The sequence below is a fragment of the Stenotrophomonas sp. LST15-1-1.1 genome, from assembly GCF_040815575.1.
GTDB classification, from domain to species: domain Bacteria; phylum Pseudomonadota; class Gammaproteobacteria; order Xanthomonadales; family Xanthomonadaceae; genus Stenotrophomonas; species Stenotrophomonas lactitubi_B.
On sequence record NZ_JBFPNJ010000023.1, the window covers coordinates 185,083 to 210,461 of the forward strand.

Consider the following 25,379-nt stretch of genomic DNA (forward strand, 5'->3'; position numbering starts at 1 on the left):
TATCAACGCCGTTTCCGTACACGGTCAACGCAGCAGTGCAGCATTTTCCCGGCGGAGGCCCACCGGCCGGGCGCGCGGCGCCGCAACATGCGATCCTATGCACATGTCATTGCTCATCGAACGCGCCCAATACCACCTCTCTGCCCACAACATGGGGCAGCTGCCGCCCGATGAAGGTTCCGAAGTGGCCTTTGCAGGTCGCTCCAACGCCGGCAAGTCCAGCGCGCTCAACGCGCTGACCCGCCAGAACAGCCTGGCCCGGGTCTCCAAGACGCCTGGCCGCACCCAGCAGCTGGTGTTCTTCCAGGTCACCCCGGACGCCCATCTGGTCGATCTGCCCGGTTACGGCTACGCGAAGGTGCCGCTGGACCTGCAGGCGCACTGGCAGGCCTTCATCGACCGTTACTTCCGTACCCGCGAGGCCTTGAAGGGCCTGGTGGTGGTGATGGACATCCGCCATCCGCTGAAGGACTACGACCGGCAGATGCTGGCCTACGCCGTGCAGCGTGGCCTGCCGGCGCATGCGCTGCTGACCAAGGCCGACAAGCTGAGCCGCAGCCAGCAGATGCAGACCCTGCAGAAAGTGCGCAAGGAACTGCATTCGTCGTTCGGCGATACGGTGAGCGTGCAGGTGTTCTCCGGCGCCGCCCGTACCGGCGTGGATGAAGCCCGCGGCATCATCGGCGGCTGGCTGGGGCTGGAATAAGGAACAGGGCGCCGGGCCTTGCCCGGCGACACTTTTGTAGAGCCGAGCCCCCGCTCGGCTGCCGCGCCTGGCGCGGCGAGACCCTGATGGCCGAGCATGGGCTCGGCTCTACACGGGGTCATTTCAACGGCGAGAACTCCGCCGGCACCCACGCATAGGCCTTGCCTTCGCTGCGCACGTGACCCAGCCCGGGGAAGGGCAGGTGTGCGCCGGCGACCCACCAGCCCTTGGCGGTGGCTTCCTGCAATATCCCACGACGTGCAGCGGTAGCCGCCTTGCGGTCCGAATCGGCCTCGAATGCCGCTTCCGGGTGCGCGAACTGCACCGCGTGAAAATGCAGCACATCGCCCCACACCAGCAGTGACTGCCCCTGACTGTCGAAGCGATAGGACACGTGCCCCGGCGTGTGGCCGTGGGTATCCATCGCCACCGCGTGGCCCGGCAGGGTGTCGCCAGGCTGGAAGGTGTGCAGGCGACCGGCGGCCTGGTACGGCGCCACCGCATTGCGTGCCAGCGCGAAGGCGAAGCGCACGCCTTGCGGCGCCGTGGCTTCGCTGGCCGGGTCGAGCCAGTAGCGGGCATCGGCCTTGGACAACCACACCGTCGCATTCGGATAGGCCGGCTTGCCGTGTGCATCGAGGATGCCGCACAGGTGATCGGGATGGGCGTGGGTCAGCAGCACCTCATCGATCTCGGCCGGGTCCACGCCCGCCGCGCGCAGGTTGCCCAGCACCTGGCCCTGGTCAGGGCCGAAGCACTGCGCAGTGCCGGCATCAACCAGGGTCAGGTGCTTGCCCTGGCGCACCAGGAACGCGTTGATCGCGGTCTGCAGACCTTTTTTGTCTTCAGGCACGTAGCGGCCTTCGAGCAGGCGGCTGACCAGCGTTGGCGGCACATCCACCACTTCCTGCCGGCCCAGCGCGACCACGCCGTCGAACAGGGCGGTGACCTGCAGCGCACCGATGCGCTGGTGCTGCACACCCGGCACCTGTTGGGTGGGAGCGGGCGAGGTGGCTTCGGCCAGCGCGGCCAGCGGCAGGGAGGACAGGGCCAGCAGCAGGGCGGCGCGCAGTGGCAGATGGCGCAGGGTCATGGTGGTTCTTCTCGATGAGTGATGGGCAGGCCCAGTGCGCACAGCGTGCCGCGTTGCGCGTGCGTGCGGCGCTCAAACCACTGCGCGGAATGCTCAAGGGGGTTATCGGCAGGGCTGCGCCCTGCACCCGCAGAGGCAGCGGACGGCCAAAGCAACGGCAGCGGCCGAAGCAACAGCAGAAGCGGGCTTTCTGTGGGGAGGCGGGGTGGGTCCAGTTGCGGGGGACGCTGCAAGTACGTCCATGTAAGCTCGGTCGCCGCATCCATGCGGCTCACGCCCCCGCAACCGGACCCACCCCGCCTTCGACAGATTCCCGCGATCTGTTGGGATGGCATGACCTGCTCTTGGTGGGTGTCGACCTTGGTCGACACGTAGATCAACGCCATGGGTGGATGCTCTTCGAATTCAATTCGCAATCATCGAAATGAATCGAATGGACGTGGAGGAAATCATCCACGCATGGCGTGGATCTACTGGCCACCGGAATCTGTCAGAGGTGGGGCGGTGTCGGATTGCGGGGTGTCCGCGGCATGGATGCCGCGGCCAAGCCCCCAGGGATGGGTTTACGGCGTCCCCGCAATCCGACACCGCCCCGCCATCCCACGGAATGCGCGCTGTTGCTGTTGCTTCGGCTGTTGCCGTTGCCTCTGCGGGTGCAGGGCGCAGCCCTGCCGAACAACCCTATATGTCGGTAGGAGCCAGCCCGTACTGCTCGGCGAAGCGCTTGCTGAAGCTCGCTGCAGAACGATACCCCGCGCGCGCTGCCACGGTCTTCAGCGGCAGATCGGTGGTGTACAGCAGCTGCATGCCGTGGGCCAGGCGCGCTTCGGTCAGCAGCTGGCGCAGGCTGGTGGCTTCAGCCGCCAGCCGCCGCCGCAGGGTCGCACCGCTCAGCGCGAAGTGTGCTTCAACGTCGCGCGATTGCCAGTCGCGTGCCGGCTCGGCGGCGATGCGGTCGCGGATCTGTTCGCCCAGCGTCGGTGCGTGCGGCAGCAGCAGGTTGCCGTGGCCCTGCCGGCACCACGCCAGCACCAGCGTGGCCAGCGCCAGCCGCGCTTCGCTGTAGCGGCCATCCTGCAACGACTGCCGCCAGCTGCGCAGCACCGCGGCGTGATCGCTCAACGCCAGCCGTGCCAGCGCCGGTCCGGCCGTCGGCAAGGCTTCGTTCCACAGCGTGCGCGCCGCCGCCAGCACTTCCGTGCACAGCGGCACGATCGCGCTGAGGTAGCGGCCGGTCTGCGGGTCCGGTGTGTTGACCACGTCGATGCGGCAACGCTGGGTGATCAGCAGGATGTCGCCCGGGACGAAGGTCAGCGACTGGTGGGCGGTGCGCACCTGCTTGCGGCCTTCCAGCAGGATCGCGAACTGCGGCTGCGGTATCTCCACCGAACTGGCGCCGTGTTCGCGGCGGGCGGTGATGCAGGCGTAGCCTTCGGCGCGTTCGCAGCCGGCCAGGCTGGCCATCTCCGCCAGCAGGGCGGTGGCGGTGGGGGGCATGCCGGTCATACGACGTGCGCACCCAGCAGGCGGCCGACGCCCGCTGCGGCTGCCATCGCCAGCGCACCCCAGAACATCACGCGCAGGGCACCGCGCATCGGTGATGCACCCCCGGCGCGGGCTGCCATCGCGCCGGTCAGGCACAGGCCGGCCAGCGTGCTGACCGTCGTGGCGGTGGCGACGTTCTGTACCGGTGCCAGCAGCGCGGTCAGCACCGGCAATGCGGCACCACAGGTGAAGGCACCAGCCGAAGCCAGTGCAGCCTGCAACGGTCGCGCGCGCAGTTCCTCGGTGATGCCCAGTTCGTCGCGCGCATGGGCGCCCAGCGCGTCGTGGGCGGTCAGCTGCTCGGCAACCTGGCGTGCCAACGCCGGCTCCAGGCCGCGGTGGCGATAGATCGCGGTCAGCTCGTCCAGTTCGCTGTGCGGGTCTTCGTGCAGCTCGCGCTTCTCCATCGCCAGATCGGCGTTTTCGGTATCGGCCTGGGTCTGCACCGATACATACTCGCCGGCGGCCATCGACATCGCACCGGCCACGGTGCCGGCCACGCCGGTGGCCAGGATCGTGTTGGCCGAGGCGCCGCTGGCGGCCACGCCGACCACCAGGCCGGCCACCGAAACGATGCCATCGTTGGCGCCCAGCACGGCGGCGCGCAGCCAGCCGACGCGGTCGGCGCGATGCAGTTCAGGATGTCGTGAATGGCGGCTCATGGCCCTGAGTGTACGAGGGTCAAGAGGGCGTCGGTAGGATGCTGAAACCCGTCACCGTCGCATGACGTAACGAGCCGCCACGCTATAGTGCGCCCTTGCGATGCAAGGCTCCCAGCCCCACATCCCCTGCCACCGTCCAGCGAGCCACCCCCTTGTCGAGCCCCAGCCACGTCGCCGATACGCCCATTACCGACCGCTCGCAACTTGTGGCGGAGATCGCCTCCGGCGAGAAGCCCCGTTCGCAGTGGCGCATCGGTACCGAGCACGAGAAGTTCGGGTTCCGCCTGGATGACCTGCGCCCGCCGACCTTCGAGGGCGAGCGCGGCATCGAGGCACTGCTCAACGGGCTGGTCCGTTTTGGCTGGACCCCGGTGCAGGAGAACGGCAACACCATCGCCCTGCTGCGTGATGGCGCCTCGGTGACGCTGGAGCCCGCGGGCCAGCTGGAGCTGTCCGGTGCGGCGTTGGAAACCATCCACCAGACCTGCGTGGAAACCGGCACCCACCTCAATGAGGTGGCACAGGTGGCCGGCGAACTGCAGCTGGGCTTCCTCGGCATGGGGTTCCAGCCGAAGTGGACGCGCGATGAAATGCCGTGGATGCCCAAGGGCCGCTACAAGATCATGCGCTCGTACATGCCCAAAGTCGGTTCGCTGGGCCTGGACATGATGACCCGCACCTGCACCGTGCAGGTGAACCTGGATTACGCCAGCGAAGCGGACATGGTGAAGAAGTTCCGCGTGTCGTTGGCGCTGCAGCCGATCGCCACCGCACTGTTCGCCGATTCGCCGTTCACCGAGGGCAAGCCGAACGGCTACCTCAGCTACCGCTCGCACATCTGGACCGACACCGACGCCGACCGTACCGGCATGCTCGACTTCGTGTTCGATGACGGCTTCGGTTACGAGCGATACGTCGACTACCTGCTCGATGTGCCGATGTATTTCTCCTACCGCGACGGCATCTACCACGATGCGAGCGGGCAGAGCTTCCGCGATTTCATGCAGGGCAAGCTGCCGGTGTTGCCGGGCGCGTTGCCGACGCTGCGCGACTGGTCGGATCACACCACTACCGCGTTCCCGGAAGTGCGGCTGAAGAAGTACCTGGAAATGCGCGGTGCCGATGGTGGCCCGTGGAGCCGCCTGTGCGCGCTGCCGGCCTTCTGGGTGGGCCTGCTCTACGACGACACCGCACTGGATGCAGCGTGGGACCTGGTGCGCGACTTCAGCCTGGTTGAACGCCATGCGCTGCGTGATGGGGTGCCCAAGCATGCGATGAACCTGCCGTTCCGCAATGGCACCGTGCGCGATCTGGCGCGCGAAGCGGTGAAGATTTCCGTGGAAGGCCTCAAGCGCCGTGCGGCGCGCAATGCCGATGGCCAGGATGAAAGCAAGTTCCTGGACGTGCTGCAGGAAATCGTCGAGTCCGGCCTGACTCCGGCCGAGCGCAAGCTGGCGCTGTTCCATGGCCGCTGGCACGGCGATGTGGATCCGGTGTTCCGCGAGTTCGCGTACTGACGCGGGATGGATGACCGCCGGGCATGGCCCGGCGCTACCGTCAGGAATGAAAAAACCCCGGCATTGCCGGGGTTTTGCGTTTCCACATCCGCCTTGGATCAGGCGGCGTTGTTCATCGTCGCCATGTCGATCACGAAGCGGTAGCGCACATCGTTCTTCGCCATGCGTTCCCAGGCTTCATTGACGTTCTTGATGTCGATCATCTCCACGTCGCTGACGATGCCGTGCTCGGCACAGAAGTCCATCATTTCCTGGGTTTCAGCCATGCCACCGATCGCCGAGCCGGTCAGGTGCTTGCGACCAAAGATCACGCTGCCACCAGTCAGCGGCGGGTCCAGTTCGGTCAGCACGCCGACCAGGCACATGGTCGCCTCACGCTTGAGCAGGCCCATGTACGGGTTGGTGTCATGGCCGACCGGGATGGTGTTGAGCAGGAAGTCGAAGCTGCCGGCATGTGCCTTCATCTGCGCGGCATCACGCGAGACCAGTACTTCGTCCGCGCCCAGGCGCTTGGCGTCGGCACCCTTTTCCGGGGTGGTGGTGATCATCACCACGTGCGCGCCGAGTGCCTTGGCGAACTTCACGCCCATGTGGCCGAGCCCACCCAGGCCGATCACGCCGACCTTCTGGCCCGGGCCGACCTTCCAGTGGCGCAGCGGTGACCAGGTGGTGATGCCCGCGCACAGCAGCGGCGCGGCGGCCTTCAGGTCCAGCGTCTCGGAGACCTTGACCACGAAGCGCTGCTCGACCACCACGTGGTCGGAATAGCCGCCGTAGGTCGGGGCACCGTCGGCGCGTTCACGGCCGTTGTAGGTCCAGGTGGCCCCTTCGGCGCAGTACTGCTCCAGATCGTGTTCGCAGGCATCGCAGTGGCGGCAGGAGTCGACCATGCAGCCGACGCCGGCGTGGTCGCCGACCTTGAAACGGGTGACCTCGCTGCCGACTTCGGTAACGCGGCCGATGATCTCGTGGCCCGGCACCATCGGGTAGATCGAGCCACCCCAGTCGTCGCGCGCCTGGTGCAGGTCGGAATGGCAGATGCCGCTGTACAGGATCTCGATGCGCACATCGTTCGGGCCGACCGCGCGGCGCTCGAACTCGAAGGGCACCAGCGGGTCGGTATGGGTATGGGCGGCGTAACCACGGGCGAGGGACATGGGGAATCCTTGGCGGGTTTGTCGAAAGGCGTTTTACAATACGCCCCGTACCGCAAGGTAAGAAGCGCATATATCGGCATGATTCATCAAGGCAGACTGCACAATCATGGCCACTGACAACCTGTCCCACCTGGCCGCCTTCGCCGCGGTCGCCCGCCACCGCAGCTTCCGCCGCGCCGGCGCCGAACTGGCCCTGTCGACCTCGGCGGTGAGCTATGCGATCCGCGCGCTGGAGGAGCGGCTGGGGGTGGGCCTGTTCCACCGGACCACCCGCAGTGTGGCACTGACCGAGGCAGGGCAACGGCTGCTGGAGCGCCTGCAGCCGGCACTGGGCCAGGTGCATGACGCGCTGGAGGAGATGAACCACTTCCGCGCCGTTCCGGCAGGCCTGCTGCGGATCAACGCGACGCGGGCGGCGGTGGCAACCCAGTTGGGGCCGCGGCTGGCGCGTTTCCTGCACGCGCATCCCGATGTACGGGTGGAGCTGACCGAGAACGATGGCCTGGTCGACATCGTCGCCGAGGGTTACGACGCGGGCGTGCGCCTGCACGAGTTCGTGCCCGAGGACATGGTGGCGGTGCCGATGGGGCCGCCGCTGCGCGGCTTGATCGTCGGCTCGCCCGAGTACCTGCGACGCCGGCCGGCACCGCAGCATCCGCGCGACCTGGCTGCGCATGAGTGCGTGCGCTTCCGCTTCGCCAGCGGCCATCTGTACAAGTGGCAGTTCGAGCGCGAGGGCCAGACCCTGGAGATCGACGTACCGGGGCGGCTGACGCTCTGCGAGCAGGGCACCGTGGTTGGCGCGGTGCTCGATGGCATCGGCCTGGCCTATGTGCTGGAAGACACCGCGCGCCCGTACCTGGACGATGGGCGACTGGTGGCGGTACTGGAAGACTGGAGCGAACCGTTCGCCGGGTTTGCGTTGTACTACCCGAAGCAGCGGCAGATGCCTGGAGCGTTGCGTGCGTTCGTGGACATGTTGCGTGAGTAAATGGTGGTGCGTCGCATCCACGCATGGCGTGGATCTACTGACCATCGCCGCATGCCCATTTTTGACCCCGCGATGCGTGGATGCCGTTCCGCAGTAGATCCACGCCATGCGTGGATGGTGCACGCGCTAAGGTAACCACCCTCATCCAACAAGGACTTCCATGAGCACGCTCGCCGATCTCGAACAGGCCTCCAGCCAAGCCTTTCCGCCGCTGTTCCACCAGCTCGTCGCAGGCAACCACTTCAGTTGGGGCGAACAGGGGCCGCGCTGGTACCGTGAGGTGTTCCCACAGGTACAGGCACAGCCGCCAGTGCTGCTGTACGCGAGCGAGTACGAACCGATCGAGCCCAATGAACTGCGCGCGGCCTGGGAAGACCTGACTGCCGAAGATCACTACAACCCGTTGCGTGAAGACCTGAAGCTGCTGCCGTTCGCACGCACCGGCGCCGGCGACAACTATTGCTTCTGGACCAACGCACCAGGCTTCGCTGAGCCGCCGGTACTGCTGGTCTGGCACGACGATGATCGCGCCGACCTGGTGGCGGCGAACCTCCAGGATTTCCTGTTCCGCAAGATGGCCGAAGCGGTGGTTGAACTGGAGGAAGATGATTCGCTGCTGTCGGAAGGCGATATCGGTGCGAACCTGCAGGCCTGGCTGTCCACTCATCGCGGTTGGTTGCGTGGGGATCAGGTGGCTGCGCTGGAAGCGCTGTTCACGCGTGTGGATGACATTGCCGGCGGTGGCATCAGTGAAGAGGACGTACAGGCATTGCTGAAGCCGCTGATCGGCTTTGAGCGGATGGACAGCAGAATGCCGTACGTACGGGATTGAGCTGCGCGGGTGCACGGCATGGATACCAAGCCACGCATGGCGTGGCTCTACTGCCTGGTCCTTCCTGCGGCGCGATGGATGAGTGCCGACCAACGGTCGGCCTCCACCTTCTGGCAGTAGATCCACGCCATGCGTGGATGGCGCCTGCTACGCAGCCTGCAGCATCGGTTCCATCAACTGCAGGCAGTCACGCAGGTGCGCATCCACCGATGCGTCTTCTGCAACCACGCCGATGGCGCGCTCGCGCAGGGGTTCGGCCACGGCCATGGACAGCACCAGGCGCGCCATCCGTTCTGGATCACCGGCGCGCAGCAGGCCACGCTGCTGCTGCCGCGCCAGCCAGTCCGCCAGCAACGCACGTCCGCGGCCGATGCCGTTGTCCAGGTAGGCCCGCAGCAGCGCGTCCTTGCCGGGGAAGTCCGTGGTCAACAGGCGGAATACCCGCACCGCCTGCGCTGACAATGCCTGCGCGCACACCGCCTGCAGGATGTCGTGCAGCAGCGGCAGCACGTCTTCGGCGTGGTGGGCATCACGTTGCAGCTGCGGTGCGAAGCCATCGGTCCACTCGCGCACCGCCAGGCCTACCAGCTCATCACGGTTGCCGGCATGCCGGTACACCGTCTTCTTGGCCACGCCGGCATGCACGGCGACGGCTTCGATGGTGGTCGCTTCGTAGCCCTGCGCCAGCAGCAGGTCAAGCGTCGCCTGCAGCACGGCATGGCGGACGTCGGCCTCTGGCCGCGCGGGGCGGCCGCGGCGACGGGGTGGAGCGATCGGATCGGGCGGGACAGTAGCGGTCATTGCGCACATTCTAGCGCATTTCGATAATTGCGAAACGTTTAGCGTTTCCGTATTGTCCAGTCCTCGAATCACCAAGGACTCACCATGGACACCGTCGCCAACGCTCACGCCTGGCTGGACCACCACGACCTGCTCCACCCCTCACCGATGCACCTGGAAACCGGCATCCAGCGCCGCGAAGACGGCACTCTGTTGGTGGCGGTGCGCACCGATCTGCATGGCTGCAAGGGCCGCATGCTGGACTGGTGGTTCACCTTCTTCGAGACCACCCAGCACATCCGCTGGTGGCACCCGCTGGACCACGTCGAGCACCGAGGCTGGGACGCGGCCTGGCAGCGTGGACGCAGCTACCATGGCGCCAGCATCCACGCCGTCGAGTCACTGGCCGACATCCCGCCGGTGGCGGCACGCCTGAAGTTCCACGATCCGCGCACGTTGCTCACACCTGAGCGTCTGCAGGCGGCGCAGGATGCAGGCGATGTCTCGGCGGTGATTGCCGCGCGCATCGGCTTTGGTGACCACGTTCGTCTGGACGCGCACGGTGATCCCTGCGATGGCCAGATGCTGCACGTCGCGCGCGATACGCCGTTCGGTTGCGTGCTGCGCAGCCGCTTCGTGCTTGGCCTGGACAGCGAAGATCCGCAGCGCGATGCCAGCGATGCGATCGGCCTGGGGCTGCTCAAGCACTGCTATACCGAGTTCAGTTTCCTGTCGCGGTTGTTGCCATCGCTGTATTACGGCGAACGCGCCAATGGCGAGGCGGTACCGCTGCCGTGGTGAGCAGGCGCGTCATTCCAGCAGGGCGTCGTAGCCTGCCTCGCTGAACTGGATCAGGCAGAAGCCGTGGCCGAACGGGTCGGCCAGCACGGCGATCTTTCCCCAGCGGCGTTCGCGCACGCGGCGTTCGAGCGTGGCTCCGGCCGCAACCGCGCGGGCAAGCGCCGCGTCGATGTCAGCGACCACCCAGTCCAGATGCACGGGCGTCCAATGGCGCTCGTAATCGCGCACATCGCCGTCTTCGGTCGCTGTACTGCCAGCATCGTTCTGCAGCAGGTACAGCGGCGCGGGGCCGCCGAGCATTTCCCGCGCGCCGGCGCCGAGGCGGCGGCCCTTGTGCAGGCCGAAGGCCTGGATGTAGAAGGCTTCGGCAGCTGCAAGATCGGGTACGTCGAGGTTGACGATGAAAGACGCGGCTGAGGCGTTCATGGGGCAGGACCGAGGCCGGGTCGGACCACGATGCGCTCGTGGCCCGACCGGATCAAGACGCCCCTCCACGCGTGGGGTGGATCTACTGTGCCAGCGGGTAGTCGAGGTAGCCCTCGCTGCCACCGCCGTAATAGGTGCTGCGATCCGGAACGGCCAGCGGCACATCGCGCTGCAGGCGCTCGACCAGATCCGGGTTGGCGATGAACGGCTGGCCGAACGCGGCCAGGTCGATGATGCCGTCCTCGACCAGTCGCAGAGCCCGTTCGCGTGTCATGCCGCCGGCCAGGATGACCGTGCCGCCGTAGGCCTGTTTGAAGGCCTTGAGGAAGGCTTCGCCGATCGCCGGTGCGCCGTGCAGGTGGTTGTCGTTCAGATGCACATAGGCCAACCCGCGCTTGCCCAGTTCCTCGGCCAGGTACAGATAGCTGGCTTCGTTTTCTGCGTAGGCCGGCATGTCGAAGACCTGGCTGTTCGGTGCCAGGCGCACGCCAACGCGGTGCGCGCCGATGCGCGAGGCCATCGCATCCACGGTGTCCAGGATCAGCCGTGCGCGGTTGCGCAGCGAGCCACCGTAGAGGTCATTGCGGTCATTGGTGACGGGGTTGAGGAACTGCTCGAACAGGTAGCCGTTGGCCGCATGCAGTTCGATGCCATCGAAGCCGGCGGCGACGGCATTTTCAGCGCCGCGTACGAAGTCGCTGACGATACCCGGCACTTCGTCGGTGCGCAGTGCGCGCGGTGGCGTCGGATCGGCATGGCCACGGCTGCCGTCGTCCAGGTACACGAACGAGGTGTTCTTCGGATCGCTGGCCACCGGCCGTGTGCCGGCGCTCACCGGCTGGCCGCCGTCGGGCTGCAGCGAGGCGTGTGACATGCGGCCGACGTGCCAAAGCTGGGCGAAGATCGCGCCCTGCGCAGCGTGTACGGCGTCGGTGACAAGCTTCCAGCCGGCGACCTGCTCAGCGGACCAGATGCCCGGCACGTCGATATAGCCCTGGCCCTGCGCCGACACTGGCGTGCCCTCGCTGATGATCAGGCCGGCGCTGGCGCGTTGCCGGTAGTACTGCGCAGTGAGTTCGTTGGCGACCGCACCGGGGTTGCGGGCGCGGGTCATCGGCGCCATCGCGATGCGGTTGCGCAGTGGTGTTCCGGCCAGGTCGTAGGGGTGGAAGAGGGGGGAGGTCATGTCAGTCATCTCGGAGCGGGGGAGGGCGCCAACGGCGCGACAGCACCATGATGGAGTTGACATGCAGGCGCATAAAGACGGTAAATTTCCCGTCAAGCGGGACTATCTGTCCCCAATAAGCGAGTCCGCCGATGCTTCCCGTCGAATCCTTGAATGGCCTGGCGACCTTCGTCACCACGGCGCGCTCGGCCACCTTCACCGAAGCGGCCGATGCCCTGGGCATCTCGCGCTCGGCCGTCGGCAAGGCCATTGCCCGGCTGGAAGCGCGGCTGGGGGTGCGCCTGTTCCATCGCACCACCCGGCGCATCGCGCTGACCACCGATGGCGAGGCCTACTACGCCTCGTGCGCGGCGGCGCTGGATGAAATCGCGGCAGCCGAAGCGTGCCTGGGCTCGGCGGCGCATCTGCCGAGCGGCCGCCTGCGCATCGATATGCCGTCCTCGTTCGGTCGGCTGGTGGTGCTGCCGGTGCTGCTGAAAATGTGCCAGCAGTATCCGGACCTGCAGTTGACGATGACTTTCACCGATCACTTCGTTGATCCGCTGGAGGAAGGCATCGACCTGCTGATCCGCTTCGGCGGCCTGCACCATGCTGAGCACCTGGTTGCGCGCAAGCTGGCCAGCCAGCGGCTGGTGACCTGCGCCGCGCCGGCGTACCTGCATGCGCATGGCACGCCACGAACCGTTGACGAGCTGCATGCACATCGCAGCATCGTCGGCTACCGCCATGGACAACCCGTGGCCTGGCGGATGGGCGATGCGGGCACCCAGGGGGTGTTCATTCCCAGCGGCACCTACCAGCTCAATGATGGCGATGCGGTGATCGAAGGCGCGCTGGCTGGCCTGGGCATCTGCCAGATGCCGGTATCGCTGGTGCGCCGGCATCTTGAGTCCGGCGCGCTGCAGTCGGTGCTCGATCACTGCATGAAGCACCACGTGGACATTCACGCGCTGTGGCCACAGACGCGGCATCTGCGGCCGAAGGTGCGCTATGTGGTGGAGGAGCTGACCCGGTTGGCGGGAGAGGGCGCGTTCGATTGAGCTCCGGATCGGCTTCTGTATACTATCCCCCAGTATAGTTCCGAGGCCGGCCTGCCATGCCGCACTCCCCCGAAGAGAAAAAGAAGGTTCTCGCCCGCGTGCGCCGCATTCGCGGCCAGTGCGATGCGCTGGACCGCGCGCTGGAAGCCGGCGCCGACTGCGGGCCGGTGCTGCAGCAGATCGCCGCCATCCGTGGTGCGGTCAACGGCCTGATGTCCGAAGTGATGGAGGCGCACCTGCGTGAGGAGTTCGGCCAGCCCGCCGCTTCCGATGAACAACGCGCCGAACGTGTGCGCGACATGAGCGCGTTGATCCGCTCGTACTTGAAATGAACGACGGCGCGACACAGCGCCGCGCATCCTGTTTTCCGCAAGCCATTTTGGAGAGTGCCATCATGAAGTCCCGTGCCGCCGTCGCCTTTGGTCCCGGCCAGCCGCTGCAGATCGTCGAGATCGACGTCGCCCCGCCGAAGCAGGGCGAAGTGCTGGTCAAGATCACCCACACCGGTGTCTGCCACACCGATGCGTTCACCCTGTCCGGCGATGATCCGGAAGGCCTGTTCCCGGTGGTGCTGGGCCACGAAGGTGCCGGCATTGTGGTGGAAGTGGGCGAGGGCGTGACCAGCGTCAAGCCGGGCGACCACGTGATTCCGCTGTACACCGCCGAGTGTGGTGAATGCCTGTTCTGCAAGAGCGGCAAGACCAACCTGTGCGTGTCGGTGCGTGCCACCCAGGGCAAGGGCGTGATGCCCGATGGCACCAGCCGTTTCAGCTACAACGGCGAGCCGATCTACCACTACATGGGCTGCTCGACCTTCAGCGAATACACCGTCGTTGCCGAGGTGTCGCTGGCGAAGATCAACCGGGACGCGAACCCGGAGCACGTCTGCCTGCTCGGTTGCGGCGTCACCACCGGCATCGGTGCAGTACACAACACCGCCAAGGTGCAGGAAGGCGACAGCGTGGCTGTGTTCGGCCTGGGCGGCATCGGCCTGGCGGTGATCCAGGGCGCGCGCCAGGCCAAGGCCGGCCGCATCATCGCGGTGGATACCAACCCGTCCAAGTTCGAGCTGGCCCGCGAATTCGGTGCCACCGACTGCATCAACCCGAAGGACTTCGACAAGCCGATCCAGCAGGTCATTGTTGAAATGACCACCTGGGGCGTGGACCACAGTTTCGAGTGCATCGGCAACGTCAACGTGATGCGTGCGGCGCTGGAATGCGCCCACCGCGGCTGGGGCCAGAGCGTAGTGATCGGCGTGGCCGGTTCGGGCCAGGAGATCTCCACCCGTCCGTTCCAGCTGGTCACCGGCCGCAAGTGGATGGGTACCGCGTTCGGTGGCGTGAAGGGCCGCAGCCAGCTGCCGGGCATGGTCGAAGACGCGATGAAGGGCGATATCGAGCTGGCCCCGTTCGTCACCCACACCATGGACCTGGACAAGATCAACGAAGCCTTCGACCTGATGCACGAAGGCAAGTCGATCCGTTCGGTGGTCCATTACTGAGGCGCGTCATGGGCTGGCTGGATGCCCTGCGCCGGCCGCGTGCGGAAGACCCGCGCGCGGCCCTGGTGGCCCCGATCGAGCAGGCGCTGCGCGCGCTGGGCTGGGTCGTGGGTGAAGTGGGGCCACCGCGTGCGGTGACTTCGGCCTTCGGCAGCGACGATGGCATGTCGTTCGAGCAGTGGCTGGGGCAGGTATTCCTGCCGCGCCTGCACCAGGCCCGCGCTGATGGCCAGTGGCCGCCGCGCAGCAACGTGGCAGCGGCGGCATATCGCAATCTTGATGGCCAGCCTGGCGTCGAGCCGTTACTGCGCTTGCTGGCACAGCTGGACGAACTGATCAACAAAGGCATCCACGCCGTGCGTGGATAAGCCGACCACGGTCGGCATCTACCAGAAGCACGCGTGCGCTGACGCGCCGCGCAGGAGAGCACCATGGAACGTATTGAACACCGCGCCTGTGCCGGTGGCTGGCAGGACGTCTACCGCCATCATTCGACCACGCTGGGCTGCGACATGCAGTTCGCCGTATACCTGCCGCCGCAGGCGGAGACGCAGAAGCTGCCGGTGCTGTACTGGCTGAGCGGGCTGACCTGCACCGAGCAGAATTTCATCACCAAGGCCGGGGCGCAGCGCTATGCGGCCGAGCACGGCGTAATCATCGTCGCCCCGGATACCAGTCCGCGCGGCGATGACGTGGCCGATGCCGAGGGCTATGACCTGGGCAAGGGCGCGGGCTTCTACCTCAACGCCACGCAACAGCCGTGGGCGAAGCACTACCGCATGCATGACTACGTGGCGCAGGAACTGCCGGCGCTGATCGAAGCGAATTTCCCGGTGACCGACGCGCGCGGGATCAGCGGTCATTCGATGGGCGGCCACGGTGCACTGGTGATCGCGCTGCGCAACCCGGGAAGCTACCGCAGCGTGTCGGCGTTCTCGCCGATCGTTGCGCCCAGCCAGGTGCCGTGGGGACAGAAGGCGTTCACGGCCTACCTCGGTGACAACCCGGCCGACTGGGCGCAGTGGGACGCCACCGCGCTGATCGCCAACGCCAGCGAGCAACTGCCGCTGCTGGTCGACCAGGGTGAGGGGGATGAGTTCCTGCAGACCCAGCTGCAGCCTCAGCGCCTGCAGCAGGCCTGCCAAGCGGCCGGCCATCCGCTGAGCCTGCGCCTGCAGCCGGGCTACGACCACAGCTACTACTTCATCGCCAGCTTCATCGGCGAGCACATCGCCCACCACGCGCGCGCACTGAAGGCCTGACCCTGTAGCCGAGCCCACGCTCGGCTGCTCTGGCTTGTCCGTAGCGTCGAGCCGCCACGCATGGCGTGGCGCTTATACGTCGTCGTCTTCTTCCGCCGCTTCACGGCCCTGCTGGCGGATCAGGGCTTCTTCGCGCGCATCGTTGATGGCGTGGCGCACGCTGTCGAGGTCGACGGTAGATTCATCGTGCACAAAGGTGCCGGTGAGCTCGCTGTCCGGCAGCAGGCTGCCAGCCTCGAACAGCGCCCACATTTCCTCGCCATACCAGCTGTCCAGCAGTTCAGGGGCGAAACGGCCCAAGTAGGCGGTGAGGTTGTTGACGTCCCGCAGCAGCATGCTGCGCGCGGCGTTGTTGCCGCCTGCACTGACCACCTGGGGGAAATCGATCACCACCGGGCCATCGGGACCGACCAGCACGTTGTACGGCGAGAGATCGCCATGGATCAGGCCGCAGCACAGCATGCGCACCACCTGGCGGACCAGGGTCTGGTGGAACTGGCGGGCCTGTTCGGGCTCCAGTTCCACTTCGCCCAGGCGGGCGGCGGAGAAACCGTCGGCATCGGTGACCAGCTCCATCACCAGCACGCCGTGGAAGTAGCCGTATGGCTCGGGCACGCGCACGCCGGCATCACGCAGCAGGTACAGCGAGTCCACCTCGGTGTTCTTCCAGGCCGTTTCCTGCTGCTTGCGGCCGTACTTGCTGGCCTTGCCCACCGCACGCGCCTCACGGCTGCCGCGCACCTTGCGGCCTTCCTGGTACTGCACGCGCTGCTGGAAGCTGCGCTGGGCCATGTCCTTGTAGACCTTCGCGCAGCGCACCTCGTTGCCGCTGCGTACCACGTACACGGCCGCTTCCTTGCCGCTCTTGAGCGGGCGTAGCACTTCATCGATCACGCCGTCGTCGATCAGCGCGCGCAGTCCTTCGGGGGTTTTCACGGGATATCTGGGGTGGCCGGCGCGGAGGCGCTCGCCAGGATGGGGAGGGATTTTCGCATTTTACAGGTCGCGGCTGTCGGGCGGCTTCCCGGCTGGCCCGCGAGCGTCGCCGGGCAACCATTTCGCGAGACGGCTGCCACTGTCGCGTATCCGTCTTTTCCAACGTGGATCACGCCGCTGTGGCGTGGCGGCGCGTTATCGTGCCGCCATACGGCCTTGCGCATGGGGGATGCATGCTGGTTGTGCTGGCGCTGATATTCGTGATCTGCCATGGCGTGGTAGTGGCGTTCTGGCCGGGTACGGCCGGTGGGGGATCGTTCGTGTTCCTGACCGCGGCGCCTCTGCTGGCCGCTGCGGCCTGCCTGTGGCGCGGTCAGCGCGACCGCGCTGCACTGGGCTGGCGGGCCACTGCCATGGCGCTGCTGCTCTGGGCCGGCGGCATGGCGTTCAACATGGCCGACGCGCTGGGGGCGGGACGGGCCGACCTTACCCCCCGTGTCAGTCTGCTGCTGTACGTGCTGTATGGCGTGCCGCTGGTGTTCATCCTCGCCCGTGCCCGGCGCGAACGTCGCGTCATCAGCCTGATCGACGGCGTGATGGCGGCGCTGCTGGGCGTGCTGTTCTTCGTGCATACCCAGTCCTTCGCCGACCGCATCGATATCGATGACCAGGCGATGGCGCACATGCAGCGCATGTTCGACATCCAGAACCTGTGCATCGCCGGCTTCGCGGTGGTGCGCTGGCTGGCCGGCGACGTGCCGGAACGGCGCAGCTTCTTCCGCGCGCTGGCGCTGTATGCGCTTGTCTATCTGGTGGTGGCGTACTACATCAACCATTACACCGCCGAGCAGTCCTTTGGTGCCTACAACGATCTGCTGATCGACCTGCCGTTCCTGTTGCTGGCCATGCTGGCGCTGCGGCAGGCGCCAGCGCCCGGCCTATCGCTGCATCCGCGCCTGTCGCGGCTGGTACAGGCGGGTGGACCGATCATCCTGCCATTGCTGCTGCTGGTGGTCGGTACCCTGGTGGTGGATCACGCCCGACCGCTGGCGGTGACCGGCTTCGTGGTGGCGACGCTGGGCTTCAGCCTGCGCAGCACCCTGCTGCAGATCGATCTGCTTGAACGACAGGCGGGCCTGGACCAGCTGGCGCGGCAGGATGGTCTGACCGGCGTAGCCAATCGCCGTCAGTTCGATACGCTGCTGTTGGCCGAATGGAACCGCGCGCGCCGCAGCGGCACCGAACTGGGCCTGCTGCTGGTGGACATCGACCATTTCAAGGCGTTCAACGACGAGCACGGTCATCCCGCTGGCGACCGCTGCCTGCAGGCGGTGGCCGCGGTGCTGCAGGCCACCGCCGGGCGCGCGGCCGACAGCGTGGCGCGCTATGGTGGTGAGGAGTTCGCAGTGATCGTGCCCGGCAGCCCGTTGTCGGGTGTGCTGGCACTGGCCGAGCGTCTGCGCGAGGCGGTGGAAGCGCTGCCGCTGCCGGAAGGCCCGGTCAGCATCAGCGTGGGGGTGGGCTACCTGCATCCACCGGCGCTGGCCAGCGCCGAACAGCTGCTGGCCGATGCCGATGCCGGCCTGTACGCGGCCAAGCGTGCAGGCCGCAACCAGGTGACCTTGCACGCCCATGTGCTGGATGACGACGGTGGCGCGCACGGCACGCTGGACTGTTGAGCACGCCTGCGCCACGGCCGCGGCAGAAAGGTGTGCAGCCGATCAGCGCTGGCGTAGCCATCCGGCCGGATCCAGCAGGCGCAGGCCCACTGGTGACAGCGACCGCTGGCGCAATATCAACGGCGTGGCGTGCACCGCCGCCGCACAAGATGCCAGTTGGCGACGCAGCGGTGCCAGCACATCGTCCTCGCGTGGGCGTGCGTGCCGCCATTGCGCAATGCGCAGCAGGCAGACCAGCAGGTCCAGTTCGCTGGCGGAAATGAACGGCGACCCGGCCGGCAGCAGTTCGATCGGTGCATGCGGCGTGGCCAGCAATGGCAGCAGTTCACGGAAGGCGTCGCGTCCTTCGGCATCCAGGCCCAGTGCGGCCAGTTGCAGCAGGCCCTCGGCCTGCAGCGCAGGGTCGCCCAGTTGCCGCAGCGCAGCCAGCAGGGCCTGTTCGCCACGACTGAACTGACGGCCGAAGGCGCGATAACTCACGCGGGTGGGAAATACGGGGGAACGTGAGGCCATGCCGGGAGTACCTACGGATCGCGCGTTTCCACCAGCACCGGGCAGGGCGCGTGGTCGATGGTCCATTGCCCGACCGAGGGCTCGAACAGACGCTGCAGACGCGACAGATGGCGGTGGCCGATGACGATCAGGTCGCACTGCAGGCGCCGCGCCTGCGCACTGATCACTTCGCCCGGGTCGCCGGACGGTAGCTGTGCGATGGCGTCCACGCCGCGCTCGCGCAGCTCGGCCAGGGCGTCGGCCAGCACGGCTTCGGCATGTGCCTGCTGCCGGGCGGCGGCGGGATATTCGCGGCGGTCGGCATCAGTGGCATCCGCTGCCAGCGCGAATTCGGGATCGAGCACGCACAGCAGGTGCAGGCGGCTGCGAGGGCCGGCCATGGCGGCGGCCAGGTCCAGCACGCGGTCGTGCTGGGGGCCGCCATCAAGTGCGACCAGCAGGGTGTTGAACATGAAAAGCTCCTTTGCAGGGCGGTGATGGTCGCGCATGTCGTCGCGCGCACCCATGCCGTGCGCCGCAGTCAATGCGTGCGCGGGACGCAACTCTGGTTGGTTTGGATTGCAGTAGAGTCACCGCATTTACGGGAGACTGCCATGCCCCTGCCGGACCTGAACCTGTTGCTGGCACTGGACGTGCTGATCGACGAATGCAGCGTGGCCGCCGCTGCGCGGCGGATGAATCTCAGTGCGCCGGCGATGAGCCGTACCCTCGGCCGGGTGCGGGTGGCCCTGGGGGATCCGGTGCTGGTGCGGGCCGGCCGTGGGCTTGCTCCCACACCCCGCGCGCTGGAACTGCGTGAGCAGGTGCGCGATGTGATCGAGCAGGCACACCGCGTGTTCAATGCCGGCCGCGAGGTCGACATGGCCACCCTGGAACGCACGTTCAGCGTGCGCGCCAACGATGTGTTCATCGGCAGCTATGGTGGCCGCCTGCGCGAGGTGTTCCGCCAGCAGGCACCGCGCTGCATGCTGCGCTTCGTGCCCGAAGGCGATACCGATGACGATGCGATGGTGCAGGGGCGGATCGACCTGTACATCAGCACCGCGGGCAAGCACAGCCCGGAAACCAAGGTGCAGCATCTGTTCACCACCTCGCTGCTGGGCGCCGCACGCGAGGATCATCCGCTGTTCGACGGCGACATCAGTGCCGAGCGCTTCGCGGCCTGCGACCATATCGCCGTGTCCCGGCGCGGGCTGGCGCACGGCCCGATCGACGAGGAACTGGCCGTGCTGGGCCTGCAGCGGCGGGTGGCGGTGGTCATCCCCACCTTCCACGGCGCGATCTTCGCCGCCGCGGATTCGGACCTGGTATTGCCGCAGATGCCGAGCGTGATGCTCGACCGCATCACCCACATGGGCCTGCCGCTGCGCATGTTCCCGCTGCCGGTGCCGGTGCGTACCGTGGCGCTGGTGCAGGCCTGGCACCCGCGCATGGACAACGACCCGGCGCACCAGTGGCTGCGGCGGGCGATCAAGGGGATGTGCGATTCGGTCGAGGCGGCCCGCCACTGATCGCTGGCAGGCGTGCGCCGGACGCACGCCTGCGATGCCGGGTACGCCATTTTTCACAGGCAACGGCCTTTCTAGACTGCGCTCCCGATAGTTTCACTGAGCGCAATCCAATGACTCCACATATGCCGTGCACTGCACGGATCGGCGGCCGGCAGTGAGCACGCCTGCCGCCGTACTGCCGGCGCCGGCAGCGTCCCGTCCCGTCTCTGCACCTGGGCTCGACCGGCGCATCCTGGTAGGGCTGTGCGGTGTGCTGCTGGCGGTGCTGGTGTCGGGCTTCAACGAGAACGTCACCAAGGTCGCACTGGCCGACATCCGCGGTGCGATGGGTTTCAGCGTCGATGACGGCAGCTGGATCGTGGCGCTGTACAGCGCGATGTCGGTCAGCGCGATGGCGTTCGCACCGTGGTGCGCCGCCACCTTCTCGCTGCGCCGTTTTGCGTTGGCGATGATCGGCGGGTTCATGCTGCTGGGCGTGCTGTGCCCGCTGGCCCCCAACCTGCAGACCTTTCTGGTGCTGCGCGCGTTGCAGGGCCTGTGCGGTGGCGCGTTGCCGCCGCTGCTGATGAGCGTGGCGCTGCGCTTCCTGCCGCCGGGCATCAAGCTGTACGGCCTGGCCGCCTACGCACTGACCGCCACCTTCGGGCCGAGCATGGGCACCCCGCTGGCCGCGTTCTGGGTGGAGCAGGTGGGCTGGCACTGGGCGTTCTGGCAGATCGTGCCGTACTGCCTGGCGGCGATGGCGATGGTCGGCTGGGGGCTGCCACAGGATCCCCTGCGGCTGGAGCGCTTCGCACAGTTCGACGGCGTCGGCCTGATGCTCGGCCTGCCGGCACTTGTGCTGCTGGTACTGGGCCTGGTGCAGGGCCCGCGCTTGAACTGGTTCGACTCGTCGTTGATCACGCTGATGCTGGGTGGCGGTGCGGGTCTGCTGGTGCTGTTCTTCATCAACGAATGGTTCCATCCACTGCCGTTCTTCAAGCTGCAGCTGCTGGCCAACCGCAACCTCAGCTATTCGCTGATTACTCTGGGTGGCGTGTTGTTCGTGCTGCTGGCGGTGATCTCCATTCCCTCCGGCTTCCTCGCCAGCGTGCAGGGCTATCGGCCGCAACAGACCGCACCGATGCTGCTGTGGGTGGCGGTGCCGCAGGTAATCGCGCTGCCGCTGGTAGCCGCATTGCTGAACATCCGCGCGGTCGATTGCCGCTGGGTGCAGGCCACCGGCCTGGCGATGCTGGCACTGGCCTGCTGGCTGGGTGCACATCTGGACGTGAGCTGGATCCGCGACAACTTCCTGTGGGTGCAGCTGCTGCAGGTGTTTGCCCAGCCGATGGCGGTACTGCCGCTGCTGATGCTGGCCACCGGTGGCCTTGCGCCACAGGACGGCCCCTTCGCCTCGGCGTGGTTCAACACGGTGAAGGGTTTTGCCGCAGTACTTGCCAGCGGCGTGCTTGAAGCGGTCGCGCAGGGACGCCGACATTTCCATTCCACCGTGCTGGTCGAACGCCTCGGCGAACAGCCGTGGCTGGCCGATGGGCCGCAACTCGGCGCGCGCCTGCATGCGCAGGTGCAGGCATTGACCTCGGCCGATCTCTACCTGCTGGTCGCGTTGGTCGCGCTGGCCTTCATTCCTCTCATTGCCTGGATGCCCACCCGCATCCATCCGCCACGTGCCGTGGCCTGATCCCCTTCGCAGGAACCCCCTCATGACAATCAATCGAACGTATCTCAACGCCGGCCTCGGCCTGGGCGTGCTGCTTCTGGCCGGTGGTGCCTGGTTGCTGCTGCGCGATGGCCGCCACCAGACCACCAACAACGCCTATGTGGTTGCTGATTACACGGTGGTCGCGCCGAAGATCGCCGGCTTCGTCAGCGCGGTGGAGGTGGAAGACAACCAAGCGGTGAAGGCCGGTGACGTGCTGGCCCGCATCGATGACCGTGACTACCAGGTCGCGTTGCTGGCCGCCCGCGCCGACGTGGCCAATGCGCGTGCGCAGCTGGCCAACGCACAGGCAGCGCTGGCACAGCAGGGCTCGCTGATCGAACAGGCCAGGGCGAGTGTGGATGTCAGCCGTTCCGAGCTGACCCTGGCCAGCGCCGACCAGCAGCGTTACCGCGAGCTGGCCCGCGACGGTGCCGGTACCGTGCAGAACGCACAGCAGGCGCAGTCGAAGCAGGCCGTCGCCAATGCGCACCTGCAACAGGGGCAGGCCGCACTGTCGACCGCGCGCCAGCGCACCGACATCCTTACTGCCGGGGTGCAGGCCGCGCAGGCGGCCGTGCAGCGTGCCGAAGCCGCGCAGGCACGCGCCGAGCTGGATCTGTCGCACACCAAGCTGCGCGCACCGATCGACGGCCTGGTCGGGCGCCGCGCAGTGCGCGTCGGTGCCTACCTGACCCCGGGCACGCCGGTGGCCGCGGTGGTGCCGCTGCAGCGCGCCTTCGTGGTCGCCAACTTCCAGGAAACGCAGATGACCCGCATGCAGCCGGGGCAGCAGGTTGAGCTGAAGGTGGACGTGTTCCCCGGCACACCGCTGCGTGGCCATATCGACAGCATCGCACCAGCCACCGGCGTGACCTTCGCCGCGGTTGCACCGGAGAACGCGACCGGCAACTTCACCAAGGTGGTGCAGCGCATTCCGGTGAAGATCGTGCTGGAGCCTGGGCAGGCATTGCTGGGCCAGCTGCGTGCCGGCATGTCGGTGGAAGCGAGCGTGGATCTGCAGAGCCCGCAGCGGGTGCAGAGCGCGCAGCGCAAGCAGCACCGCAAGGGCGGGGAGGGCGCATGATCCGTGTGTTCCCACGTGTACTGGCTGCAGCGGTACTGTGCACGGCGCTGACCGCCTGCACGCTGGGCCCGGACTTCGTGCGCCCGCAGGCCGAACTGCCCACGCAGTGGCAGGGCGAAGCGGTGGCGTCAGCTGCGCTGGACGACGACGCAAGTTGGTGGTCCGGTTTCGACGACCCGCTGCTGGGGCAATTGGCGACGCAGGTGCTGCAGGCCAATCTCGACCTGCAGCTGGCCGCCAACCGCGTGCAGCAGAGCCGCGCCGCGCGCGGCATCAGCGCCGCCGACCGTCTGCCCAGCGTCAGCGCAACCGCCAGCGGCGCACGCGCACGCAACAGCGAGGTGGGCTTGAACGATCCGTCCGGCAACGGCGGTCGTGATGACTATGGGCTGTTCCAGGCCGGCATCGGCCTGAGCTGGGAACTGGATCTGTGGGGGCGCGTGCGCCGCCAGGTGGAAGCCGCCGACGCGCGCGTACAGATGGCCGAGGAAGATGCACATGCAGTGCGCATCGCGCTGCTGGCGGAAACCGCGCGCGATTACCTGCAGTTGCGCGCAACACGCCAGCTGCTGGCCATCACCGAGGACAACCTCAGCATCGCCCACGACATCAAGCGGTTGACCGAAGCGCGCCAACGCCAGGGCGTGGCCAGCACGTTGCAGGTGTCCAGTGCGGCGGCACAGGTGGCATCGTTGCAGGCGCGTATCGCGCCGTTGCGGCATCGCGAATCACAACTGCGCAATGCGCTGGCGTTCCTGCTGGCGCAGCCACCGCAGCCACCGCAGACACTGGACGCGCAGTTGCGGAGCGCGCGCCGCGACTGGCCTGCGTTGCCGACCCTCGCCGTGGGCGTGCCCAGTGAGCTGGCCGAGCGTCGCCCCGATGTCCGCCGTGCCGAGGCCGCACTGCATGCAGCCACGGCGGGCATCGGCGTGGCCAAAGCCAGTTTCCTGCCGCGCATCACCTTGAATGGCGATGCCGGTTTCCAGGCCAGGCAGCTGGATGACCTGGATGGCTGGAACGCCCACCGCTTCAGCATCGGGCCGTCGATCAGCCTGCCCATCTTCCAGGGCGGACGCCTGAAGGCCAACCTGGCGTTGAGCAGGCTGCAGCAGCAACAGTCGGCGCTGCAGTTCCGCCGTACCGTGCTGCAGGCCTGGCACGAAGTGGACGATGCCATCGACAGCTATGCCGCCGAACAGCAGCGTACCGCGCAGCTGCATGTGGCGGTGGATGAGAGCGAGACGGCGCTGGGCGCTGCGCGTCGGCAGTACCAGGCAGGCGTGGTCGACATGCTGGACGTGTTGAGCACGCAGCGCGTCGCGCTGGACAACCAGGCCGCGCTGGCCAACAGCCAGGCCACGGCCGCGATTGCACGGGTGGAACTGTATCGCGCGCTGGGCGGCGGTTGGTAGCACGCAGGATGGGGTAGTGCCGGCCGCTGGCCGGCAGCTGCAGGATGCATGGATTGCCGGCCAGCGGCCGGCATCACCCTGGTCGGCAGTCCGCGTCAGTCCGACGGTTTCTCGCGCTTGCGGAACAGCAGATAAGGCCAGATGCCGATCAACACCGCTGCGATGACGGTGCCGTAGACCAGCGCGAACACCGACTTGCCAGGCTCGGTCCAGACCATGCCCAGCAGAAGCAGGCCGAGTACGATGGTCGGTCCGCCCAGCAGGATCATTGCGAAGGTCCTTATGCGTCCACTGGTGGGCGCGTTGGCGAGCTTGCCAACCATGTCGGTACCACCGAAATACACCTGCAGTGCATCGTTGGTGGAACGGGCAGGCTGCGGTTTTGCGGGTTCAGGCGACGCCACCGGCTGCTGCAGGTCCATTTCCTTGGGCGCCGACGGCAGCAGGTCCGACAGGTTGGTCTGCTCGATAAGGGCTTTGAGCTTGGGGTCCATGTGCAATCCGTGCAGTCACCGTTGGCGGCGGCACGATAGCAGCAGGCCCTGGTGCTCGGTAGTGCCGGCAACGAGGAGTCGGTAGATGCCAACCTTGGTTGGCAGCCTTCTGGAAAGCGCCAACCAAGGTTGGCACCTACCAAAGCGCGTGGCCTCAACGCACGTCGCGCAGTTCCCAGTGGTGCCCGGCCAGCAGGCGCAGGCGCTGCTTGAACACGTCACTGTCGATACGGGTGGTGGCCACCAGGTTGATGCGCAGATCCTTCTGCTCACCGGTCACGGTGGCTTCCGGATCGGTCGCGCCCCACTGCGGTTCCACCGCATCCGGGTCCGGCTGCTTGTCGCGCCAGCGTTCGAACAGGCTGCCATTGCGCAGCGCGTTCTGCAGTTCTTCGGCGAAGCCGGCCGCGCCCTGCGAATGGAAGGACAGGTCGGGGTCATTGCCGCGGGCCTTGGACGGGTCGGGCAGGCTGATGTGGTACTGCGCAGGCATGTTGGTCTCCTTGAGGTGCGGCAAGGCTGGCATAGACGCGGTGGAAT

The 25,379-nt window shown here is 67.0% G+C and carries 27 protein-coding genes; 15 read left to right on the top strand and 12 right to left on the bottom strand.

Annotated elements, in window-relative coordinates; all coding sequences use genetic code 11:
- Nucleotides 1-103: 103 nt before the first annotated feature.
- Nucleotides 104-706 (top strand): ribosome biogenesis GTP-binding protein YihA/YsxC, encoded by a 603-nt coding sequence (gene yihA / locus MRBLST15_RS11165; RefSeq protein WP_100462756.1) that lies wholly within the window; start codon nt 104-106, stop codon nt 704-706.
- Between the two features lie 118 nt (nt 707-824).
- On the opposite strand, the gene MRBLST15_RS11170 is transcribed toward yihA, so the two are convergent.
- The 3 genes from MRBLST15_RS11170 to MRBLST15_RS11180 form a co-directional block, all read right to left on the bottom strand.
- The gene (locus tag MRBLST15_RS11170) at nt 825-1,799 is read right to left on the bottom strand and encodes an MBL fold metallo-hydrolase (RefSeq protein ID WP_367785926.1); all 975 of its coding nucleotides are present in this window, start codon (nt 1,797-1,799) and stop codon (nt 825-827) included.
- Nucleotides 1,800-2,480: 681 nt separating this feature from the next.
- On the bottom strand, nt 2,481-3,305 hold the full coding sequence (locus tag MRBLST15_RS11175; protein WP_367785927.1) for a helix-turn-helix transcriptional regulator: 825 nt from the start codon (nt 3,303-3,305) through the stop codon (nt 2,481-2,483).
- Entirely contained in the window at nt 3,302-4,006 is a 705-nt protein-coding gene (locus MRBLST15_RS11180) for a VIT1/CCC1 transporter family protein (RefSeq protein ID WP_367785928.1), read from the bottom strand. Before MRBLST15_RS11180 ends, MRBLST15_RS11175 begins: the two co-directional genes overlap by 4 nt.
- Nucleotides 4,007-4,158: 152 nt before the next feature.
- On the opposite strand from MRBLST15_RS11180, the gene MRBLST15_RS11185 reads away from it, so the two are divergent.
- Entirely contained in the window at nt 4,159-5,523 is a 1,365-nt protein-coding gene (locus MRBLST15_RS11185; RefSeq protein ID WP_312705816.1) for a glutamate--cysteine ligase, read from the top strand.
- Nucleotides 5,524-5,621: 98 nt separating this feature from the next.
- Here MRBLST15_RS11185 and MRBLST15_RS11190 read toward each other — a convergent pair whose 3' ends face one another.
- The gene (locus MRBLST15_RS11190; protein WP_099820958.1) at nt 5,622-6,680 is read right to left on the bottom strand and encodes an NAD(P)-dependent alcohol dehydrogenase; all 1,059 of its coding nucleotides are present in this window, start codon (nt 6,678-6,680) and stop codon (nt 5,622-5,624) included.
- 106 nt (nt 6,681-6,786) lie between these two features.
- On the opposite strand from MRBLST15_RS11190, the gene MRBLST15_RS11195 reads away from it, so the two are divergent.
- Both MRBLST15_RS11195 and MRBLST15_RS11200 read left to right on the top strand, forming a co-directional pair.
- Nucleotides 6,787-7,671 (top strand): LysR family transcriptional regulator, encoded by an 885-nt coding sequence (locus MRBLST15_RS11195; RefSeq protein ID WP_100462607.1) that lies wholly within the window; start codon nt 6,787-6,789, stop codon nt 7,669-7,671.
- Between the two features lie 160 nt (nt 7,672-7,831).
- Nucleotides 7,832-8,503 carry an SMI1/KNR4 family protein gene (locus MRBLST15_RS11200; protein ID WP_367785929.1) on the top strand — a complete coding sequence of 224 codons (672 nt, stop codon included), beginning with the start codon at nt 7,832-7,834 and terminating at the stop codon, nt 8,501-8,503.
- 147 nt (nt 8,504-8,650) lie between these two features.
- Here MRBLST15_RS11200 and MRBLST15_RS11205 read toward each other — a convergent pair whose 3' ends face one another.
- Entirely contained in the window at nt 8,651-9,313 is a 663-nt protein-coding gene (locus MRBLST15_RS11205) for a TetR/AcrR family transcriptional regulator (RefSeq protein WP_312705814.1), read from the bottom strand.
- Nucleotides 9,314-9,388: 75 nt separating this feature from the next.
- On the opposite strand from MRBLST15_RS11205, the gene MRBLST15_RS11210 reads away from it, so the two are divergent.
- Nucleotides 9,389-10,084 (top strand): DAPG hydrolase family protein, encoded by a 696-nt coding sequence (locus MRBLST15_RS11210; RefSeq protein ID WP_367785930.1) that lies wholly within the window; start codon nt 9,389-9,391, stop codon nt 10,082-10,084.
- A 9-nt stretch (nt 10,085-10,093) separates the two neighbouring features.
- Here the strand turns inward: MRBLST15_RS11210 and MRBLST15_RS11215 are convergent, their stop codons facing one another.
- The gene (locus tag MRBLST15_RS11215; protein ID WP_367785931.1) at nt 10,094-10,510 is read right to left on the bottom strand and encodes a VOC family protein; all 417 of its coding nucleotides are present in this window, start codon (nt 10,508-10,510) and stop codon (nt 10,094-10,096) included.
- An 82-nt stretch (nt 10,511-10,592) separates the two neighbouring features.
- Nucleotides 10,593-11,696 carry an alkene reductase gene (locus tag MRBLST15_RS11220; protein WP_367785932.1) on the bottom strand — a complete coding sequence of 368 codons (1,104 nt, stop codon included), beginning with the start codon at nt 11,694-11,696 and terminating at the stop codon, nt 10,593-10,595.
- Nucleotides 11,697-11,827: 131 nt separating this feature from the next.
- On the opposite strand from MRBLST15_RS11220, the gene MRBLST15_RS11225 reads away from it, so the two are divergent.
- From MRBLST15_RS11225 to fghA, 5 genes are all read left to right on the top strand, one after another.
- Nucleotides 11,828-12,736, top strand: coding sequence for a LysR substrate-binding domain-containing protein (locus MRBLST15_RS11225; RefSeq protein ID WP_367785933.1), 909 nt, complete (start codon nt 11,828-11,830; stop codon nt 12,734-12,736).
- 56 nt (nt 12,737-12,792) lie between these two features.
- The gene (frmR, locus tag MRBLST15_RS11230; protein ID WP_005411009.1) at nt 12,793-13,068 is read left to right on the top strand and encodes a formaldehyde-responsive transcriptional repressor FrmR; all 276 of its coding nucleotides are present in this window, start codon (nt 12,793-12,795) and stop codon (nt 13,066-13,068) included.
- A 62-nt stretch (nt 13,069-13,130) separates the two neighbouring features.
- Complete coding sequence (locus MRBLST15_RS11235; RefSeq protein ID WP_367785934.1) at nt 13,131-14,240, top strand: S-(hydroxymethyl)glutathione dehydrogenase/class III alcohol dehydrogenase; 1,110 nt, start codon at nt 13,131-13,133, stop codon at nt 14,238-14,240.
- Nucleotides 14,241-14,248: 8 nt separating this feature from the next.
- Nucleotides 14,249-14,608, top strand: coding sequence for a YqcC family protein (locus MRBLST15_RS11240; RefSeq protein WP_367785935.1), 360 nt, complete (start codon nt 14,249-14,251; stop codon nt 14,606-14,608).
- A gap of 63 nt (nt 14,609-14,671) precedes the next feature.
- Complete coding sequence (gene fghA, locus MRBLST15_RS11245) at nt 14,672-15,502, top strand: S-formylglutathione hydrolase (protein WP_367785936.1); 831 nt, start codon at nt 14,672-14,674, stop codon at nt 15,500-15,502.
- 72 nt (nt 15,503-15,574) lie between these two features.
- Here the strand turns inward: fghA and MRBLST15_RS11250 are convergent, their stop codons facing one another.
- Nucleotides 15,575-16,438, bottom strand: a complete 864-nt coding sequence (locus tag MRBLST15_RS11250; protein ID WP_099820969.1) for a PA4780 family RIO1-like protein kinase — start codon at nt 16,436-16,438, stop codon at nt 15,575-15,577.
- A 233-nt stretch (nt 16,439-16,671) separates the two neighbouring features.
- Here MRBLST15_RS11250 and MRBLST15_RS11255 point away from each other — a divergent pair, with 233 nt between their 5' ends.
- A complete protein-coding gene (locus MRBLST15_RS11255) occupies nt 16,672-18,117 on the top strand; it encodes a GGDEF domain-containing protein (RefSeq protein WP_265953348.1) in 1,446 nt (481 codons plus the stop codon).
- Between the two features lie 42 nt (nt 18,118-18,159).
- Here MRBLST15_RS11255 and MRBLST15_RS11260 read toward each other — a convergent pair whose 3' ends face one another.
- Together MRBLST15_RS11260 and MRBLST15_RS11265 are read right to left on the bottom strand one after the other, a co-directional pair.
- The gene (locus MRBLST15_RS11260) at nt 18,160-18,630 is read right to left on the bottom strand and encodes a hypothetical protein (RefSeq protein WP_312705808.1); all 471 of its coding nucleotides are present in this window, start codon (nt 18,628-18,630) and stop codon (nt 18,160-18,162) included.
- An 11-nt stretch (nt 18,631-18,641) separates the two neighbouring features.
- On the bottom strand, nt 18,642-19,082 hold the full coding sequence (locus MRBLST15_RS11265; protein ID WP_265953346.1) for a universal stress protein: 441 nt from the start codon (nt 19,080-19,082) through the stop codon (nt 18,642-18,644).
- A 141-nt stretch (nt 19,083-19,223) separates the two neighbouring features.
- Between MRBLST15_RS11265 and MRBLST15_RS11270 the strand changes: the two genes are divergently transcribed.
- The 4 genes from MRBLST15_RS11270 to MRBLST15_RS11285 all read left to right on the top strand — a co-directional run bounded on the left by MRBLST15_RS11270 (nt 19,224) and on the right by MRBLST15_RS11285 (nt 24,345).
- Nucleotides 19,224-20,141: a LysR family transcriptional regulator gene (locus tag MRBLST15_RS11270; protein WP_265953345.1), complete on the top strand. Its 918-nt coding sequence runs from the start codon at nt 19,224-19,226 to the stop codon at nt 20,139-20,141.
- 154 nt (nt 20,142-20,295) lie between these two features.
- A complete protein-coding gene (locus MRBLST15_RS11275) occupies nt 20,296-21,825 on the top strand; it encodes an MFS transporter (RefSeq protein WP_367785937.1) in 1,530 nt (509 codons plus the stop codon).
- Nucleotides 21,826-21,847: 22 nt separating this feature from the next.
- Nucleotides 21,848-22,930 carry an HlyD family secretion protein gene (locus MRBLST15_RS11280; protein ID WP_367785938.1) on the top strand — a complete coding sequence of 361 codons (1,083 nt, stop codon included), beginning with the start codon at nt 21,848-21,850 and terminating at the stop codon, nt 22,928-22,930.
- A complete protein-coding gene (locus MRBLST15_RS11285) occupies nt 22,927-24,345 on the top strand; it encodes an efflux transporter outer membrane subunit (protein WP_367785939.1) in 1,419 nt (472 codons plus the stop codon). The genes MRBLST15_RS11280 and MRBLST15_RS11285 overlap by 4 nt, the downstream gene beginning before the upstream one ends.
- A 95-nt stretch (nt 24,346-24,440) precedes the next feature.
- Here MRBLST15_RS11285 and MRBLST15_RS11290 read toward each other — a convergent pair whose 3' ends face one another.
- Complete coding sequence (locus tag MRBLST15_RS11290; protein WP_367785940.1) at nt 24,441-24,839, bottom strand: hypothetical protein; 399 nt, start codon at nt 24,837-24,839, stop codon at nt 24,441-24,443.
- 154 nt (nt 24,840-24,993) lie between these two features.
- Nucleotides 24,994-25,332, bottom strand: a complete 339-nt coding sequence (locus MRBLST15_RS11295; RefSeq protein WP_265953340.1) for a hypothetical protein — start codon at nt 25,330-25,332, stop codon at nt 24,994-24,996.
- Nucleotides 25,333-25,379 lie beyond the last annotated feature (47 nt).

What these genes read in the sequence shown, in the direction of transcription:
- yihA (WP_100462756.1), top strand. Translation starts at nt 104, where the DNA reads ATGTCATTGCTCATCGAACGCGCCCAATACCACCTCTCTGCCCACAAC.
- MRBLST15_RS11170 (WP_367785926.1), bottom strand. Translation starts at nt 1,799, where the DNA reads ATGACCCTGCGCCATCTGCCACTGCGCGCCGCCCTGCTGCTGGCCCTG.
- MRBLST15_RS11175 (WP_367785927.1), bottom strand. Translation starts at nt 3,305, where the DNA reads ATGACCGGCATGCCCCCCACCGCCACCGCCCTGCTGGCGGAGATGGCC.
- MRBLST15_RS11180 (WP_367785928.1), bottom strand. Translation starts at nt 4,006, where the DNA reads ATGAGCCGCCATTCACGACATCCTGAACTGCATCGCGCCGACCGCGTC.
- MRBLST15_RS11190 (WP_099820958.1), bottom strand. Translation starts at nt 6,680, where the DNA reads ATGTCCCTCGCCCGTGGTTACGCCGCCCATACCCATACCGACCCGCTG.
- MRBLST15_RS11195 (WP_100462607.1), top strand. Translation starts at nt 6,787, where the DNA reads ATGGCCACTGACAACCTGTCCCACCTGGCCGCCTTCGCCGCGGTCGCC.
- MRBLST15_RS11200 (WP_367785929.1), top strand. Translation starts at nt 7,832, where the DNA reads ATGAGCACGCTCGCCGATCTCGAACAGGCCTCCAGCCAAGCCTTTCCG.
- MRBLST15_RS11205 (WP_312705814.1), bottom strand. Translation starts at nt 9,313, where the DNA reads ATGTGCGCAATGACCGCTACTGTCCCGCCCGATCCGATCGCTCCACCC.
- MRBLST15_RS11210 (WP_367785930.1), top strand. Translation starts at nt 9,389, where the DNA reads ATGGACACCGTCGCCAACGCTCACGCCTGGCTGGACCACCACGACCTG.
- MRBLST15_RS11215 (WP_367785931.1), bottom strand. Translation starts at nt 10,510, where the DNA reads ATGAACGCCTCAGCCGCGTCTTTCATCGTCAACCTCGACGTACCCGAT.
- MRBLST15_RS11220 (WP_367785932.1), bottom strand. Translation starts at nt 11,696, where the DNA reads ATGACCTCCCCCCTCTTCCACCCCTACGACCTGGCCGGAACACCACTG.
- MRBLST15_RS11225 (WP_367785933.1), top strand. Translation starts at nt 11,828, where the DNA reads ATGCTTCCCGTCGAATCCTTGAATGGCCTGGCGACCTTCGTCACCACG.
- frmR (WP_005411009.1), top strand. Translation starts at nt 12,793, where the DNA reads ATGCCGCACTCCCCCGAAGAGAAAAAGAAGGTTCTCGCCCGCGTGCGC.
- MRBLST15_RS11235 (WP_367785934.1), top strand. Translation starts at nt 13,131, where the DNA reads ATGAAGTCCCGTGCCGCCGTCGCCTTTGGTCCCGGCCAGCCGCTGCAG.
- MRBLST15_RS11240 (WP_367785935.1), top strand. Translation starts at nt 14,249, where the DNA reads ATGGGCTGGCTGGATGCCCTGCGCCGGCCGCGTGCGGAAGACCCGCGC.
- fghA (WP_367785936.1), top strand. Translation starts at nt 14,672, where the DNA reads ATGGAACGTATTGAACACCGCGCCTGTGCCGGTGGCTGGCAGGACGTC.
- MRBLST15_RS11255 (WP_265953348.1), top strand. Translation starts at nt 16,672, where the DNA reads ATGCTGGTTGTGCTGGCGCTGATATTCGTGATCTGCCATGGCGTGGTA.
- MRBLST15_RS11260 (WP_312705808.1), bottom strand. Translation starts at nt 18,630, where the DNA reads ATGGCCTCACGTTCCCCCGTATTTCCCACCCGCGTGAGTTATCGCGCC.
- MRBLST15_RS11265 (WP_265953346.1), bottom strand. Translation starts at nt 19,082, where the DNA reads ATGTTCAACACCCTGCTGGTCGCACTTGATGGCGGCCCCCAGCACGAC.
- MRBLST15_RS11270 (WP_265953345.1), top strand. Translation starts at nt 19,224, where the DNA reads ATGCCCCTGCCGGACCTGAACCTGTTGCTGGCACTGGACGTGCTGATC.
- MRBLST15_RS11280 (WP_367785938.1), top strand. Translation starts at nt 21,848, where the DNA reads ATGACAATCAATCGAACGTATCTCAACGCCGGCCTCGGCCTGGGCGTG.
- MRBLST15_RS11285 (WP_367785939.1), top strand. Translation starts at nt 22,927, where the DNA reads ATGATCCGTGTGTTCCCACGTGTACTGGCTGCAGCGGTACTGTGCACG.
- MRBLST15_RS11290 (WP_367785940.1), bottom strand. Translation starts at nt 24,839, where the DNA reads ATGGACCCCAAGCTCAAAGCCCTTATCGAGCAGACCAACCTGTCGGAC.
- MRBLST15_RS11295 (WP_265953340.1), bottom strand. Translation starts at nt 25,332, where the DNA reads ATGCCTGCGCAGTACCACATCAGCCTGCCCGACCCGTCCAAGGCCCGC.